This is a genomic window from Desulfotomaculum sp. 1211_IL3151 (assembly GCF_036763075.1).
Classification (GTDB): domain Bacteria; phylum Bacillota; class Desulfotomaculia; order Desulfotomaculales; family Desulfotomaculaceae; genus Desulfotomaculum.
Genome location: NZ_JBAIYV010000062.1, coordinates 54,692 through 70,566, shown reverse-complemented (window position 1 = coordinate 70,566; position 15,875 = coordinate 54,692). Strand labels below are relative to the sequence as shown.

The following is a 15,875-nucleotide window of genomic DNA, read 5'->3' as shown; positions in this document are numbered from 1 at the left end:
ACCTTCAGGCTGCGCAGTAGTCGGGATTTGATTTCTAAGGAGGAACTTGATATGACCTACCCGAGTATTTATCCAACGGGGGTAACGGTGTATAAACCCGAAAAATGTTGGAATGGCTACACCATTTTCCAAGCCAAAGAACTGGGTGCCTTGCTCATTAATATGAATGGTGCAGAGGTTAACCTATGGAAGGGATTACATGGTTTTCCCAACAAAATGCTGCCCGGGGGCTATGTGTTGGGTCACTCTGGGGAGAGGCCCTCTAAATTTGCCCACCAGGACCAAGTAGATTTGATTCAGGTGGATTGGGAGGGTAATGTTGTCTGGAAATTTGACAAATATGAATATATCGAAGATCCCGGGGAGCAACCCCGCTGGATGGCCAGGCAGCATCATGATTATCAACGACAAGGCAATCCAGTTGGTTATTATGTACCGGGTCAGGAACCCCTGGTAGATCGGGGCAATACCCTGATCCTGTGCCACAAAAATGTAATCAACCCCAAAATTTCAGATAAGATGCTCAGTGATGATGTCATTATTGAAGTTGACTGGGAGGGCAATATTGTTTGGGAATGGTGCTGCAATGATCACTTTGATGAGTTAGGCTTCAGTGAAGCAGCCAAGAACATCTTATGCCGCGATCCAAACCTAAGGCATGGCAAAGGTGACTGGATGCACATTAACTCCATGTCCGCCCTGGGATCCAACAAATGGTACGATGCCGGTGATGAACGCTTCCACCCGGACAATATTATTTGGGATGCTCGGGAAAGCAACATTATCGCCATTATTGATAAAAGGACCGGTAAAATTGCTTGGAAAATTGGGCCGGATTACGACACCAGCGAGGAATTGAAGAAGCTTGGCTGGATTATCGGTCAGCATCATGCCCATATGATTCCCCGGGGTTTGCCTGGGGAAGGAAATATTTTAGTTTTTGACAATGGCGGTTGGGCTGGTTATGGACTACCTAATCCCAGTTCACCCACTGGTATAAAGGGTGCCCGACGGGATTATTCAAGGGTGTTGGAGTTTAATCCGATGACGCTGGAAATTGTTTGGCAGTACACACCCGCAGAGATGGGGCTTGTCATGCCCCATGATGCGAACCGGTTCTATAGCCCTTTTATTAGCAGTGCCCAAAGACTTCCCAATGGCAACACCCTCATTACGGAAGGATCCGGCGGGCGCATCATAGAGGTTACCGCAGAGCATGAAATTGTCTGGGAATACATTAGCCCCTATTTCGGTGGGGTGGTGAAGATGAACATGGTTTATCGGGCCTACCGATTGCCCTATGAATGGGTGCCCCAACGAAGTAAACCGCAGGAGGTTGCCATCGAACCGGTTGATGTTAAGGATTTTAGGCTGCCGGGGGCTGCACCGAGAGGGCCGGAAAAAGAAACAGTGGTGGAGGGGCTTCTGCCTTACACCTCAGAGGTGGGTTTTTGCGTGGCAACGGCGGATGAAGATTAGGTGCCGAATTTGAATAAACGGCTAAAGTGATTAAATAGCTAAATAAGGGGAGGTAGTAGTATGCGAGGTGTATGTAAGACGACATCATTGGTGGCAACGATGGATACCGTAGGTCCAAAGATTAAAAACAACTATTTTGATGGTCTTAAAGTATCGAAACAACATTTGTTCTTATTCATAATTGTTGCCGCTTCCTATTTTTTCGAACAATTTGATGGTAGTAACTTTGCTTTCGTTGCCCCTGCTTTTATGGCTTCCATGAATGTAGGACCCAATGTGCTGGCACAGATCAATTCGGCCTACTTCCTTGGCATGACCTTGGGTGGTTTGTTTGGCGGGATCATTTCAGATATTATTGGTAGGCGCAAAGCTTTACTTATGAGTGTATTTATCTTTTCCATTGGCTCGATTATCAACGGCCTGGTAACCTCGATACCACTGTTCATTATTGCCAGAGGTGTTACGGGATTTGGTGTTTTTTGTATGATGATTGTCTCAGTTGCTTATATGGCAGAAATGTCTCCGAAGGAAAGCAGAGGTAAGTGGGAAGGGTTGATCTCCGGCATAGGCTTTCTTTCGATCCCTTTGGTGGGCATTGTTTGTAGAATGATTATCCCGATTCATGCCGAAGCCTGGCGGTATATCTTTTACTTAGGTGGACTTGGCATAATTGCAGGGATCTTAGGTATTCTGTACTTAAAGGAATCACCCCGGTGGCTGGTAAGTAAAAATAGAATACCAGAAGCAGAAGAAGTTGTTTTTAAACTTTCGGGTGTTCCGGTAGACTTAAGTGATTCAATTCCCGCTAAAGCTGAAAAAATGCAGTTGGGTAAAGTTATCGCAGAGATGTTTACTCCTATCTATATAAGAAGAACATTGGTTTTATTAGTTGCTTCCTGTGGTACGGTTATTTGTGCGCAAGTAATTGCGGTTTGGGTGCCTACATTGCTCAAATTAAATGGCTTTAGCATGGAAGATACCCTTACACTCGCTACCATTTTTGCCATAGGAATGCCGTTAGGTCAATTTGGGGCAGCCTATTTCTCCGATAAGGGTGGCAGGAAGATACCCATTGTAGGGTTTTCCATTGTAGCTGCTATTGTAACCATAGGCTTCCTATTTGTAGGCAAGAACTTCCTATTAATGGCCCTTACCGGTCTTTTAATTAATGCTTTTCTGGTTGGCAGAAGTTTTATTATTCATCCTTACATCGCTGAGTCCTACCCAACCAAACTAAGAAATACCGTAGTGGGTTTAATCAATTCCGTATCCCGTTTTTCGATCATGGCGATTCAACTTATTATACCCCTGCTTTATGCCGGATATGGAATAACGGGTGTGTACGGAATGGTAGCAACCATTAGTTTAATTGTAGCAGTTGTAGTGGGGGTTTTTGGCTGGCGTTCTGCAAAAAAGTCATTAGAAGATATAAATGAAAAACTTGCTTAGTAAAAAGACCGGGTCATCCGCTCGATCAAATAAAAAGCAGACCCGCTATAAAGGTCCGCTTGATTAAAAAAACGAGGGCCAGCACGTTCAAGTGACGGTCCTAGTAATTGGTACACCTTCAATCATTCAGCAGTTTTTCAATTTTGGCAGCCATATTTCTTTGTGTTACAATAATGTAGTAAATAGGCTAGGCCGAGGAGGGAAGCGAGATGGGGGAACATGAAGCATTACTGACGACATCGCCTTGGGTAAAATCCCAATTTCTCAAATCCGAAAATATGAGTGAAGGGGACTTGGCCCTTATTCAAAGGGTTGGTGAAAAGAAAAATTACCCTAAGGGAGCGATTATCACCGGCATGGGCAATCGTGGTGAACGTATGTACTATGTGTTGAAGGGAACCATTCGGTCCAGCCTATTAAGTGCAGATGGTGTAGAAAAACCCGTTGTTTATGTTACCCCCGGCTGTTTTTTAGGGGAGGAAGCTTTTTTTCATAGGCAACCAACCATATACAGTGCCTTGGCCATTGAAGATGTTGAGGTTATTGAGATAGACTGCAAGTTTTTACCGGATATTGTGAATAGCCCCGGCTTAGCTCATATATTACTAAATTCCCTGAGTTTTAAATCCCGCATCCTAGCCAGCCAAATTGAGGACTTGGCCTTCCGCAGTACGGTAGAAAAGGTTTCCCGAATTTTGTATTGTATCTTAGCGGAGACCCCAGGGGGCAAAGAAAAACATGAGTCCATTCAGATCAGCCAACAGGAATTAGCTGCCATTGCCGGTGCCCATCGGGTCTCTATCACCAATGCCATTTCTCAGTTGAAAAAGGATGAGGTTATTAAAACCGCTAAAGACGGTTCGATTATTGTCATTGATTGGGAAAAGCTACGGGAGAAGGGATTTGGTATGTAGGCTGAGAAGGAAAGATTTTTGTCAGCCGGAAACGTAGGTGCCTGGCACCGTCGAATGACGGAAGCTAGCAGCTAAAACGGGGTCAGATTTGCAATAAGCAAGGCTGACCCCGTTTTTTAGTTATGGATTAGAGCTTTGATCTCGGACATGATCTGTTGGTTTGTAAAGCCTTTTAAGTCTGCTGCACCGCAGCGGCAGGTGGAGGAACAGGCACCGCAGCCCTGGCAAAGGCCGGTGTTAATGGCAGCAACTGTTCGATGGTTTTCCTTGCCACCTGTTTTATCAAGAATTGTTTTAGCCTCAATGGCATTGAAGGGACAAACGGCCTGGCAGGCTAAACAGCCGGTGCATTTGCTTTCATCGATCTGGGCTACCATTGGGTTGGTGGCCAGTTCATTTTTAGATAATAAAATGATCACTTTGGCTGCTGCTGCACTGGCCTGAGAAACGGTATCCGGGATGTCCTTTGGCCCCTGACAGCAGCCTGATAAAAAAATACCCCCGGTATTGGTTTCAACCGGCTTAAGTTTCGGATGGGCCTCCTGATAAAAACCGTCTTTATCAGTGGTAAAACCAACCACTTGGGCCAACTGGTCAGAGCCTAGGCTAGGTACCATTGCTGTGGCTAATACGACCAGATCCGCCTCAACCTCCACGGGTCGTCCCAATAGCGTATCGGCACCCCTGACCACTAATTTATTGCCCTTGTGATAGATCTTGGAAACCCTACCTCGAAGGTAACAAGCACCCTCCTCCACCGAGCGTTGGTAAAATTCCTCGTAGCCCTTGCCAGGGGTTCGCACATCCATGTAAAAGATATAGGCCCTGGCTCCTTCAATCTTCTCGAGCACTTGATGGGCATGTTTGGCAGTATACATACAGCAGGCCCGGGAACAGTAGGATTTACCCTTTGTTTCATCCCTCGAACCAACACACTTGATAAACACGACACTTTTGGGCTCTTTGCCGTCCGAGGGCCGAAGTATTTTACCACCGGTGGGACCGGAGGAATTCAACAGCCGTTCAAACTGTAAGCTGGTGATAACGTCAGGATATTTACCGTGACCATATTCGCCGTAGGAAAGGCTCCAATCAAATAAATCATAGCCTGTGGCCATCACGATGGCCCCCACTGCTACCTCAAAAAACTGATCACTGTCCTGATAATTGATGGCCCCGGCCTGACATACCTTCTGGCATACGCCACATTTGCCGCTTAAAAGCATACGACAGCCCTTAGGATCAATCACTGGTTTGTTTGGTACCGCCTGGGGACTGCTAATGTAGATGGCCTTTCGTAGGCCCATGTTCAAGTTATAGTTATCACTAACTTTGACAGGGCATTTTTCCCAGCAGGAGCCGCAGCCTGTACACTTTTCGTGGTCAACGTACTTGGCTTTTTGTTTAATTCGTACCTTAAAGTTACCAATATAGCCACCCACAGCATGGATTTCGGCGTGGGTGTAAAGCTTAATGTTAGGGTGCTGTACCACAGCAACCATCTTGGGGGTAACAATTCAGCCACTGCAATCCAAGGTAGGGAAGGTTTTGTCCAGCATGGCTGCTTTACCGCCAATGGAAGGTTCACGCTCCACCAGAATTACTTCATGTCCGGCATCGGCAATGTCCAGGGCGGTCTGTATCCCGGCGATACCACCACCAATTACCAGTGCCCGCTTGGTGACGGGAATCCGATCTTCATAAAGGGGTACCATATCGGTGGCTTTGGCCACTGCCCGACGTACCAGTGCCAGGGCCTTTTCCGTGGCCCTTTCTTTAGCATGGCTGTGCACCCAAGCGCATTGTTCTCTAATATTGGCTATTTCCAGCATGTATGGATTAAGGCCGGCCCGTTCCAGGGTTTGCCGAAAAGTAGGTTCATGCAGCCTGGGTGAGCAGGAGGCCAATACCACTTTATCCAACTGATGCTCCTTAATTTTTTGGACAATTAAATCTTGTCCGGGAACCGAACACATATATTTGTAATCGGTGCTAAAAACCACTCCGGGAAAGTTGGCAGCCTCCGCCGCCAACTGGGATACATTAACAACACTACTAATGTTGGAACCACACCAGCAGACAAAAACACCAATACGGTTCATTTTTTCACCCTCTCTGAAACTAGCGTATTTTGGTTAAGATGGATTGGGCGATATCTAAATCAATTCCCAGGCACTTCGGTTCGATCCCCAGGGATAAACCCAATAATTGTGTAAAGTAAAGGATCGGTATTTTTTTGTCGTTTTTATAAACCTTATTTACCTTGTCTTGCTTGACGTCAAGGTTAAAATGACACTGGGGACAAGCGTTAATAATACAATGGGCCCCGGCCTCCGCAGCACTGGTTAGAATGTCCTGAACCAGTTTGAGTGAAATTTCCTCATTGGTTACGGAGAGGGAGCCGCCACAACACTCCACCTTATGGGTCCAATCCACTGTATCAGCACCGACGGCTTTCATTAAATTATCCAAAACCTGAGGATCTTCGGGATCATCAATATCCACCACATTGGCGGGGCGCACCAGTAAGCAGCCGTAATATACGGCAACCTTTAAACCAGTCAAAGGCTGTACCACCTGGGAGGAAATTTTTTCGGCACTTAGGCTGGAAAAAACCTGAATGAAGGATTTAATTTGTACGTTGCCCTGGTAAGGTTGGCCAGTGGCTTCATTGATTTTATCCAGCAGGTCGGCATCCCCGGTTAGTTTCCAGTTAGCATAGGACAGTGCTTGATAACAAGCAGCACAAGGAGAGGTCACATCCAAACCCATTTCTTCGACTAAGTGTAAATTGCGGGCACATAGGGCCACTGGCAAATACTCACTGGAGGCGTGGGCGGCACTGGAACCACAGCAGTTCCAGTCCGGTATTTCTACTAGTTCCACACCAAGAAATTCACTGACCACTCGGGCAGACATATCATATTCTTTGGCCATAGATTGCAGGGAGCACCCGGGGTAATAGGCAATTTTCACGTTATTTCATCTCCAACTTTTTAATGTTTTCCATAATTTTCAAGACTTCATTGCTGCCTTTTATTTTGTGGGGCATTAGATTCAGCTTGCCGCGGGAGATCATGTCTAAGCCGAGCTTGGCATTATTAAAGGGGTTGTGTAAATTAAGGTTGTATTTTAACATCATACCCATCTCGTAGGAGCGGCCGTACTTACGCAAGGAATCCAGGAAAAGCTGGTTAAACAAAGACACTTTTCGGCCGCGGCCGTGGGTTTGAATACCTTGTTGGAGAGCCATGGTCCTTAAGCTATCCATTAGTTTGGCTAAATCAAAGCCACGGGGGCAGCGGGTGGAACAGGTCGAGCAAGTGGCACAAAGCCAAATTGTCTCCGTACGGAGTGCTTCATCGAGCATGCCTAATTGTAACATCCTGACAATTTGATTCGGTGCAACATCCATGGCAAAGGCCACTGGGCAACCGGCGGTACATTTGCCACATTGGTAACAATGTTGAATATTCTGTCCCAATTGATCAATTAACTGATTGTTCGTTGGATTTGTATCATTAAAAGTAATGATATCCATAAAAAGACCCCCCTAGCTTATAACTCAATATTCAAAATAGGTCATGAATTAAGATGTTTCACATTATTATACTATGATTTATGAATCTTGCTTACGTTTATAACTATTTTATAAGGTTAAAAAATTTTATTTAAGAAATTTGGAATGCTTTTGTTAGCCATGCAATGAGTATGGAAATAACCTATTTTTTGGATTATTTTGACAAGTAATGGACGAAAGTATGTTAGAATATTGTAAATATTATTATAAAAATTTTCTGCAGATATTCAAGTGAAAGTTTTATCCTAAAGGGGGTTTTGACAATGACCTTTGTCACTGTGAACTCGCTGCCATGTCACTATCAAAGAAGTACACCTGCCACTGAGCGGCCCCAACAAGCGGTGCTTTTTGTACACGGGGCCGGGGGGAGCCACCGGCACTGGCGTTTTCAACTGGCCCACCTGGGCAAGGATTGTTTGGCCATGGCGGTGGATCTACCGGGGCATGGGCTGTCCGAGGGGCATGCGCTGGATCGAATTGAGGCTTACAGTAAATTCATCAAAGATTTTTCTGATATAGTTATGGATTCGCCCTTCTTTCTAGTGGGACATTCCATGGGAGGGGCCATCGCTATGGATTTTGCCTTTAACCATCCTGAGCGATTGGCAGGCTTAATCCTAGTGGGAACTGGTTCCCGGCTTCGGGTCATGCCAAAGTTATTGGAAACCTATAAAAACAATGAATACTTTCCGGGCTTGGAGAATTTTATGTATAGTACCGATATCCACCCGACTACCCTGCAACAGGCCAAGGAGGAACTGGAGCGTGTCCACCCCTCCGTATTTTATGCGGATTTTACTGCCTGCAATCTTTTTGATGCCACAGACAGGCTGGAGAAGATCCAGGTACCAACCTTGGTCATAGCGGCTGATAAAGATGTTATGACACCTATAAAATACAGTCAAGGGTTAGTTGATAAAATACCTAACTCTAAGTTGACAATCATCCCCGGGGCTGGTCATATGATGATGTTGGAACGGCCAAAGGAGCTTAATCAAGCCATATTGTCATTCGCTGAAAGTGCTGAGTAGCCATTCATCCTCGTGCTAGACATTGCTTGGCGGTTTTGATGCATTTGGCATACTGTATAGGTAATTTAAAAAGAGCGGACGTGTCCGCTCTTTTTGAGTTTAACAGCATGTTAAATTAGTTGTGTTCAACGCCAGGTGTATGGTCTTTACCGGCTAGGGTTATATAAGAGGTACCGATATAAAGGTACTCAATTTTACCCTCTTTGGCCAATTCGGACACAGCCTTATCGACTTCTTTCTTTTTAACACCTATTTTTTCTGCAACTACACGGGGTTTTTCTTTGCTAACTCCTGCGAGGTAAGCTAAAATTTTTTCTTTAATTTCTTCCATTATTTACACCACCATTTCCTAGCATCCATTGGGTTGGGTATAAATGTCGGTATCAAAAGCTATATTCTTACCACTTGAATTGAGTGGTGGATCGAAAGGTAGTTTGTGCCAGGGTAAAGTCGTCAATGTGCTTGTCTGTAAATTCCAGACCGGAAACTTCGAAGAACTTCTCCCAGCTAATGCGGTCGATCCACTCTGCCATACGCTCACCAGGTTGTGCATTTTCAGCATATATCTCAACCAGGTGCTTAACTGCGTCAACAACTTCCGGCCAGCGTGGGGGGTTGTTGGGCAGGAAGGGAATAGCCAAACGAGAGAATCTGGGACCAATACGGCTGTTGGAAATCTTACCACCAACCCAGATGGACACGGCATCATTCTTAGCGTCGATGATTTGTACGGACGGACACATGGTGTAGCAGTTACCGCAGTACATGCAACGCTCGGCTTTAATGTCAACTGATTTCAGTTTGGGATTGGGACGGATAGCTGCGGTGGGGCAGCTAGCAGTCAGGGTTGGGATTTCGCACAGTTTGTGCAGGTTTTCGTGGTCAATTTTGGGTACGGTTCTGTGAATACCCAGGATCGCAATGTCAGAGCAGTGCACAGCACCGCACATGTTCAAACAGCAAGCCAGGGCGATTCTCATCTTGGCAGGCAGCTTCATGGTGGTGAAGTACTCAAACAGTTCATCCATTACGGCTTTAACGATACCGGAGGCATCGGTAGCAGGGGTATGGCAGTGTACCCAACCCTGGGTGTGTACGATGTTGGTAATGGAGTTACCGGTACCACCCACAGGAATACCCATTTCTTTCAGTTCGGCAATCAGGGGATCAATTTTGGTTTCATCGCTGAGCAGGAACTCAATATTGTGACGGCTGGTGAATCTCAAGAAACCATCGCAATATTTGTCCGCTACCGCGCAGACTTCGCGAATGAAGTAGATACTAATCAGACGCGGAGAACCAGCACGTACGGTATACAGCTTGGCTCCGGTTTCAGATACGTGTACGAGGACGCCGGGCTTTAGGATTTCGTGATACTGCCATTTACCATAGTTTTCTTTAATAATTGGCGGTAACATCTCTTTATAAAGCGGCGGTCCGATGTCCGTTCTTGCTTGTGCCAAAACAATTCACCTCTCCCAATCTCATTATTTTATGCAGCATGGGCCTGCATATTATTCAAATTAGTCCTGAACAGTTTCTTCAGGCCACCAGAAGAAGAAGGGGTTTGCACGAGGAGCAGTTACCATTTGTGGAATGGGCTCTCTGCCAATACCCCGTAGGAAGTTACGCATACCCAAGCGAAGGATCAGTTCACCAATACGCTCACGGGTCTTACCGTTTTCATCCCACCATTCCCAGCAGGTTTCAAAGAATTCCTTAATCTCATCATAAGGAGGCTCAACTTTCATAAAGGGAACAATTACCCAACCCATCATAGCACCTTGAAGAATGGGAGCTTTACCACCGACTAAGATGGTTGCACCACGATCGTCGCCAGGACGCAGTGCTTTGCACATCTTGTTGATACAGTGCATGCAACGGGTGCAGTTGGCATTGTCAATGGTCAGTTCGTTACCATCCCAAACCATGCATTTGGTGGGGCACTTGGAAATAACCAGTCCCTCAATATCAAAACCACCGGCCACATATTCACGAACAGCCTCTTGGTTGATCTTGATATCGTCTCTCCAGGTACCTTGAACGGAGAAATCAGAACGGGCAATAGAAGCCACACAATCGTTAGGACAGCCGGAAATCTTAATTTTTGATTTATAAGGCCACATTGGACGGTGCAGGTAATCCTGAAATTCATTGGTGAAGTTATGGCACATATCCGTGGCATCGATTAAAGCAAATTCACAGCGGGCAGGGCCGGCACAACAGCTGGGAGTCCGCAGGTTGGAACCGGAACCACCTAAATCCATCGGATGCTCTTCGAAGTTAGAAACTTCGTCAAAGATGGTTTGAATGTGTTCGGTTTTGGTACCAAGCAGAACCATGTCACCCGTGGCACCGTGTAAATTTGTCAGGCCAGAGCCATACTTTTCCCACACATCACATACTTGACGCAGGGCTTTCGTGTTGTAATACCAACCGGAGGGATGGTTAATACGCAGGGTGTGGAACTGCTCAATATTCGGGAATTGCTCCGGTAAGTCCGAGTAACGACCAATTACGCCGCCACCATAGCCCATAACACCTACCAGACCACCATGCTTCCAGTGAGCTCTTTTTTCTTCATAGGAAAGCTCTAACTGACCCAGTAAATCTTGGGCAGAAATGTTGTGGGCAGCTGCTCTTTTCATCTCTTTTACAAAACTGGGCCAGGGGCCTTTCTCAAGCTCGTCCAAGAGAGGAGTCTTCTTGTGTTCTGTCATTAAGTACACCTCCATTTTTTATTAGAAAAGCTTGGCTTGCGTCATACCCTAAAGGTCACAGGCAAGCGAGCCTTAGCTTTTCTTATACTATCATCCTTAAAATCTTATACTTTCTGATAGTATAAAAAAGGATAGTTAAAAATCTATCCTAAAATTATTGGCAAAGTCGGTTGCAGCTTCCAATACAGTTCTTGTATAAACACATAAATCTAGCTAATTAGGAAAAACTAAATTATTTATAAAGAGGTAATTCACTTTCACAAATTACACCTGTTCGAGCTTGCCAAGGCAATGAAAATGTTACATAATTTTCTTCTTTTAAAGAGATTGCTGAAGCTTTTTAGAATATAGATCACACTTTCTGTTACACTTAAAGTATAATTGAACCGTCAGATGTATCTCAACGCTGAAAAAGTTCATGTGTATTAATACAGAATGGGTAATCACATTGAATAAACACCGTATCACGGAACAATTCGTTTCAAAAGAAGGTAATCAAATGACCACTTCGATCCTTTAGTGTAATTCCGGGGGGATGAGCCCACTCCTCTTAGGCTGCAGCCGCCCCGCTATCCTCTTTACAGGATATATTTTAATTTAACGGTCGGATTTATCTCAACACGGAAAAAGCGCATGTGTGTTAATACAGAACCGGGTGATAACATTGAATAAATACAGTATGATTGAACAATGCATCAAGGATATGGTTGAGCGTAAAAAAATAAAAACCGGGCAAAAGCTCCCTTCTGTAAGGGAGTTGGCCGGCAAGCTTCAATGCAGTACAGGAACGGTTGTAAGGGCATTGAAAGAACTGGAACAGCAGCATATTGTCTATTCTGTTCCTAAGAGTGGCTATTATCTCGTTTCCAAAGATGGCAAGCAACCAAAGGAGCCGGGGCATACCATTGACTTTTCCACCGTTTTACCGGATATCGACTTAATCCCTTTTGAAGAGTTTCAACATTGCCAGGACCAAGCAATGAAAATATATAAGGAAGACCTGGCATCTTATGGGAATGCCCAGGGATTACCTTCCCTAATACAAACGATGACCAAGCAATTACAGGATTATCAAGTGTTTTGTAAGCCTTCGACCGTAGCCATTACGGCTGGTTCACAACAAGCATTGGATATTTTAGTAAAATTAGATTTCCCAAACGGTAAAGATACTATTTTAATTGAAAATCCCACCTATGAACCGATTATCAAAAACCTTGAAATGAATAAAATAAGAACAATCGGTATCGAAAAAACCTTTAACGGAATTGATTTAAATCAATTAGAGCGGCTTTTTAAAGAAGAACCGATAAAGTTTTTTTATACCATACCCAGATTCCACAACCCGCTGGGAAACAGTTACTCCAATAGCGTGAAAAAGTCCATTCTTAAATTGGCACAAAAATATGATGTGTATATCGTTGAAGACGATTACCTTGTTGATTTAGATACAAACAGAAAAAACGTTCCCATATTTTCATTTGACGACACCGACCGGGTAATTTACTTAAAAACATTTTCAAAAGTTCTTCTGCCCGGTTTAAGAATGGCTGCCGTTGTCTTGCCCGCAGCATTAGTAGCGTCATTTCTACAATTTAAGCAATGGTCGGATATTTATACATCCATTCTTCCCCAGGGGGCTTTAGACATTTTTATCAAAAATGGCATATTTGAAAGGTCAAAATTATCATTGCAAAGAACCTATAAGGAACGCATGCAGTTCCTTAAACATAGCTGCAGTAAATTTGACCCCGAAATATTAAGGGTGAATGTTCCCCCCACAGGGTTCTTTTTATCGATGGAGTCACAAAAAAGCATTCGTTTTAATCACATCATTCCTGTGATGGCCAAAAAAGGGGTTATGATCAAAGATACCCGTGAGAATTTCATAGAAAAAGACAGGGAAATTAACATATTAAAAATAAGTGTTTCCAGAACGGATAAAAAGAAAATACACGATGGCATACTTCACATTTACGACTATTTTGCCAACAAACGATGAACGATCCGTTTGTCAAAGCGTACCATCCTTTGTATTTTTAGAATAGTAATGCGAGCCTGTAACTTTAGGACAACCAGTGGTACGCGCTCAAAATAACAGGTCCGTTTAAGCTGGCCCGTTCAGACGGAAGACAAACCCGCTTTTAGGCCGGAAATCCTAGAAGCGGGTTTCTGTTAATCGGGATGGTTTTTTGTAGCCCCTTTTATTTAGTTACCTGCAGCATATCTTCGGGTAAAGGTACTTGAAAGGACATTTGTTCATCGGTTCTGGGCTGAAGAAAGGCGATTTGATCTGCATGCAGGCAGTGCCTTGCTATTTTGTCCGTGGGTCCGCCGTAAAGCGAATCCCCCAGTAAGGGGTGTCCCAGGTGGGCAAGATGAACCCTGATCTGGTGGGTTCTGCCTGTTTCCGGCCTTAACCGGAGCATCGTACAGTCTGTGAAATATTCCAGTATCTCAAAGGATGTAATGGCCCGCTGTCCTTGGGCAGCTACCTGCCTTTTGGTTGTTTTTCCCTCGCATTTGGCCAAGGGGAGATCCACGTAATGATTGCTGGCTTCCAGCCTGCCGTTCACCAAAGCCAGGTAGGAGCGGGATATTTGCCCCCGTTGTCTTTGCCGAAAAAGTTTTTGTGCACTATAGGAGCTTTTGGCAACCAGCACCAGTCCAGAGGTATTGCGGTCAATGCGATTGATGGCGTGGAAGGAAGCCGGTTCATTTTTCCTTAGCCAATGATGAAGCAAGCCTTGGGCTAAGGTCCCCGCAGGGTGTGATAAGGTCGGGTGAACACAAAGCCCCGGCTGTTTATTGACTAAGACGATATCGGTGTCCTCATAAATAATATTTAAAGCCAACGGCTCCGGAGTAAGATATTCATTTTCTTCCGGTGCAGGATAAATCAAAATAATTTTATCCCCTGTGTTAACGACCTTTCGCCAAGTCACGGGTGCCCCATTGCAAAGAATTTCCCCCCTATGGCGCAGCCTTTTGAGGGCCCTTTCCGAAATATCCTTATATTTTAAAAATTCCCGAATCGGTTTACCAGTTTGGCTGGCCTCAACGTAAAAAACAACCTGATTATTTACACCCTCCAAGGATCTACCCCCAATGCCACAGCGGGGACGGTTTTTGCCGGGGCAAAAATTAGCTTTTGCCACGGTGGAGCACCGCCCCCGTTGTGGTCGTTTGCTGTGTCTGAACCATTCGATAAAGTAAAGAAGTTGCCCCGATGGCCAGGCCCACAATCAGTCCTACCCAGTAGCCAAAGGGTCCCAGGGTGGTATAAAGGGACAGTAGATGACCCAGGGGCAGTCCGATAACCCAGTAGGAGGCAAAGGCCACAATAAAGGCAACATTAACATCCTTATAGCCCCGGAGTATGCCTTGCACCGGGGTGGCAATGGCATCGGAGAGCTGAAAAAAGATGGCATATACTAAAAATTGCCGGGCCAATTGAAATACAGCCTCATCCTTGGTATAGATACCGGCAATCTGTTCACCGAAGAGCAGCAGGCCAATACCACAACAAACAGCCATACCCACAGCAATGCCTAAGCCCAAAAGGCTGTATTGTTTTGCATCGGTGTATCTCCCGGCACCCACTTCAAAACCAACCGTGATGGTCAGTGCCATGGCGATGCTAAGGGGCATCATATATAAAAATGAGGAAAAATTCAAGGCAGCTTGGTGGGCAGCAATGGTAATGGTGTCATATTGACTCATTAACAGTGTTACCCCAGAAAAAACACTTGTCTCAAAAAAGATGGAGAAACCAATCGGAATACCTAACCGGAGCTGTTCTTGCCAGGCGGTCAGAGAAAGGGCGGGAAATTTTTTAAATATGTTGTAATTGGCAAAGGGTTCTACCCGACGCACTACATTAAAGGCAATTAGTAAAATGCACCAGTAGGTGATGGCTGTGGCATAACCCGCACCAACTCCACCCAGACGGGGAAAACCCAGTTTTCCAAAGATCAGCAAATAGTTTAAGGTTATATTAATCGGTAAAGAGAGAATGGTAATAAACATGGACACCCTTGTTTGGCCCAGAGCATCAAAAAAACAGCGCAGGATGGTGTAGATAAACATGGGCGTAATACCAAAGGAAAGCCCGATCAAATAGCGTCTGGCAATATCCCGTACAGCCGGTTCCAGGTTCATCGCATTTAAAATCGGCTGCAATACGAAGGAACCACAAAGTATGACGAGCAAAGAAATTGCAACGGCCAGGTAAGTTCCTTGGGTAACTGCCAGAGGCACCCCTTCTTTTCGTCCAGCCCCCACGGACTGGGCGATAATCGGCGTGATGGCGATTAAAATACCCGTGATGCCAGTGGAGATGGGTACCCAAAGACTGGCACCAATGGCCACCCCCGCCAGATCCTTGGCCCCGGCATTGCCGGACATGATGGTATCTGCCATCACCATGGCTGAAAGAAGGATTTGGGTAATTAAAATGGGCCATAAAATAGACAAAAATTGTTGGCCTTTTTCTTTGATAGATAAAGTCTGTCTCATTTTTTCTTTCTACCTATCCCTTAATTAATAAAAAATAGCCGTCAGCCATCCGCTTTTAGGAGTCTTGGGGAAAGCCTTGAGCCATGGGCCTTGGGCTTTTGGGTATGTTTTGCTTAGGGGTCTTAAGCTGGCGGCTAAATCTTGACGACATACTATTATAGCATGATCGATTGTTTTTTGAAGGGAA

The 15,875-nt window shown here is 45.1% G+C and carries 13 protein-coding genes; 5 read left to right on the top strand and 8 right to left on the bottom strand.

Annotated features, from left to right (window positions below; translation table 11 throughout):
* Window positions 1-51 precede the first annotated feature (51 nt).
* From V6C11_RS17325 to V6C11_RS17315, 3 genes are all read left to right on the top strand, one after another.
* Window positions 52-1,479 (top strand): aryl-sulfate sulfotransferase, encoded by a 1,428-nt coding sequence (locus tag V6C11_RS17325; protein WP_333532447.1) that lies wholly within the window; start codon window positions 52-54, stop codon window positions 1,477-1,479.
* Window positions 1,480-1,539: 60 nt separating this feature from the next.
* Window positions 1,540-2,928 carry an MFS transporter gene (locus tag V6C11_RS17320; protein WP_333532446.1) on the top strand — a complete coding sequence of 463 codons (1,389 nt, stop codon included), beginning with the start codon at window positions 1,540-1,542 and terminating at the stop codon, window positions 2,926-2,928.
* A 209-nt stretch (window positions 2,929-3,137) separates the two neighbouring features.
* A complete protein-coding gene (locus V6C11_RS17315; RefSeq protein ID WP_333532445.1) occupies window positions 3,138-3,842 on the top strand; it encodes a Crp/Fnr family transcriptional regulator in 705 nt (234 codons plus the stop codon).
* Between the two features lie 116 nt (window positions 3,843-3,958).
* On the opposite strand, the gene V6C11_RS17310 is transcribed toward V6C11_RS17315, so the two are convergent.
* From V6C11_RS17310 to V6C11_RS17300, 3 genes are read right to left on the bottom strand one after another with little or no spacing between them, the layout of a single operon-like run.
* Window positions 3,959-5,944 (bottom strand): CoB--CoM heterodisulfide reductase iron-sulfur subunit A family protein, encoded by a 1,986-nt coding sequence (locus tag V6C11_RS17310; protein ID WP_333532444.1) that lies wholly within the window; start codon window positions 5,942-5,944, stop codon window positions 3,959-3,961.
* A 19-nt stretch (window positions 5,945-5,963) separates the two neighbouring features.
* A complete protein-coding gene (locus V6C11_RS17305) occupies window positions 5,964-6,818 on the bottom strand; it encodes a CoB--CoM heterodisulfide reductase iron-sulfur subunit B family protein (RefSeq protein ID WP_333532443.1) in 855 nt (284 codons plus the stop codon).
* A gap of 1 nt (window position 6,819) precedes the next feature.
* Entirely contained in the window at window positions 6,820-7,383 is a 564-nt protein-coding gene (locus V6C11_RS17300; RefSeq protein WP_333532442.1) for a 4Fe-4S dicluster domain-containing protein, read from the bottom strand.
* A gap of 302 nt (window positions 7,384-7,685) precedes the next feature.
* Here V6C11_RS17300 and V6C11_RS17295 point away from each other — a divergent pair, with 302 nt between their 5' ends.
* Window positions 7,686-8,453, top strand: a complete 768-nt coding sequence (locus tag V6C11_RS17295; RefSeq protein ID WP_333532441.1) for an alpha/beta fold hydrolase — start codon at window positions 7,686-7,688, stop codon at window positions 8,451-8,453.
* A 115-nt stretch (window positions 8,454-8,568) separates the two neighbouring features.
* On the opposite strand, the gene V6C11_RS17290 is transcribed toward V6C11_RS17295, so the two are convergent.
* The 3 genes from V6C11_RS17290 to dsrA form a co-directional block, all read right to left on the bottom strand.
* Window positions 8,569-8,784 (bottom strand): hypothetical protein, encoded by a 216-nt coding sequence (locus V6C11_RS17290; RefSeq protein WP_333532440.1) that lies wholly within the window; start codon window positions 8,782-8,784, stop codon window positions 8,569-8,571.
* 67 nt (window positions 8,785-8,851) lie between these two features.
* Window positions 8,852-9,916, bottom strand: a complete 1,065-nt coding sequence (gene dsrB, locus V6C11_RS17285; RefSeq protein WP_333532439.1) for a dissimilatory-type sulfite reductase subunit beta — start codon at window positions 9,914-9,916, stop codon at window positions 8,852-8,854.
* 60 nt (window positions 9,917-9,976) lie between these two features.
* Entirely contained in the window at window positions 9,977-11,173 is a 1,197-nt protein-coding gene (dsrA, locus tag V6C11_RS17280; protein WP_333532438.1) for a dissimilatory-type sulfite reductase subunit alpha, read from the bottom strand.
* A 664-nt stretch (window positions 11,174-11,837) separates the two neighbouring features.
* Here dsrA and V6C11_RS17275 point away from each other — a divergent pair.
* Window positions 11,838-13,172 (top strand): aminotransferase-like domain-containing protein, encoded by a 1,335-nt coding sequence (locus tag V6C11_RS17275; protein ID WP_333532437.1) that lies wholly within the window; start codon window positions 11,838-11,840, stop codon window positions 13,170-13,172.
* A gap of 202 nt (window positions 13,173-13,374) precedes the next feature.
* On the opposite strand, the gene V6C11_RS17270 is transcribed toward V6C11_RS17275, so the two are convergent.
* Window positions 13,375-14,328, bottom strand: coding sequence for an RluA family pseudouridine synthase (locus V6C11_RS17270; protein ID WP_333532436.1), 954 nt, complete (start codon window positions 14,326-14,328; stop codon window positions 13,375-13,377).
* Window positions 14,315-15,688: an MATE family efflux transporter gene (locus V6C11_RS17265; protein ID WP_333532435.1), complete on the bottom strand. Its 1,374-nt coding sequence runs from the start codon at window positions 15,686-15,688 to the stop codon at window positions 14,315-14,317. Before V6C11_RS17265 ends, V6C11_RS17270 begins: the two co-directional genes overlap by 14 nt.
* Window positions 15,689-15,875 lie beyond the last annotated feature (187 nt).

Excerpts from the sequence above, each read along its gene's own strand:
- V6C11_RS17290 (WP_333532440.1), bottom strand. The coding sequence starts at position 8,784 with ATGGAAGAAATTAAAGAAAAAATTTTAGCTTACCTCGCAGGAGTTAGC.
- dsrA (WP_333532438.1), bottom strand. The coding sequence starts at position 11,173 with ATGACAGAACACAAGAAGACTCCTCTCTTGGACGAGCTTGAGAAAGGC.
- V6C11_RS17325 (WP_333532447.1), top strand. The coding sequence starts at position 52 with ATGACCTACCCGAGTATTTATCCAACGGGGGTAACGGTGTATAAACCC.
- V6C11_RS17315 (WP_333532445.1), top strand. The coding sequence starts at position 3,138 with ATGGGGGAACATGAAGCATTACTGACGACATCGCCTTGGGTAAAATCC.
- V6C11_RS17265 (WP_333532435.1), bottom strand. The coding sequence starts at position 15,688 with ATGAGACAGACTTTATCTATCAAAGAAAAAGGCCAACAATTTTTGTCT.
- V6C11_RS17320 (WP_333532446.1), top strand. The coding sequence starts at position 1,540 with ATGCGAGGTGTATGTAAGACGACATCATTGGTGGCAACGATGGATACC.
- V6C11_RS17295 (WP_333532441.1), top strand. The coding sequence starts at position 7,686 with ATGACCTTTGTCACTGTGAACTCGCTGCCATGTCACTATCAAAGAAGT.
- V6C11_RS17300 (WP_333532442.1), bottom strand. The coding sequence starts at position 7,383 with ATGGATATCATTACTTTTAATGATACAAATCCAACGAACAATCAGTTA.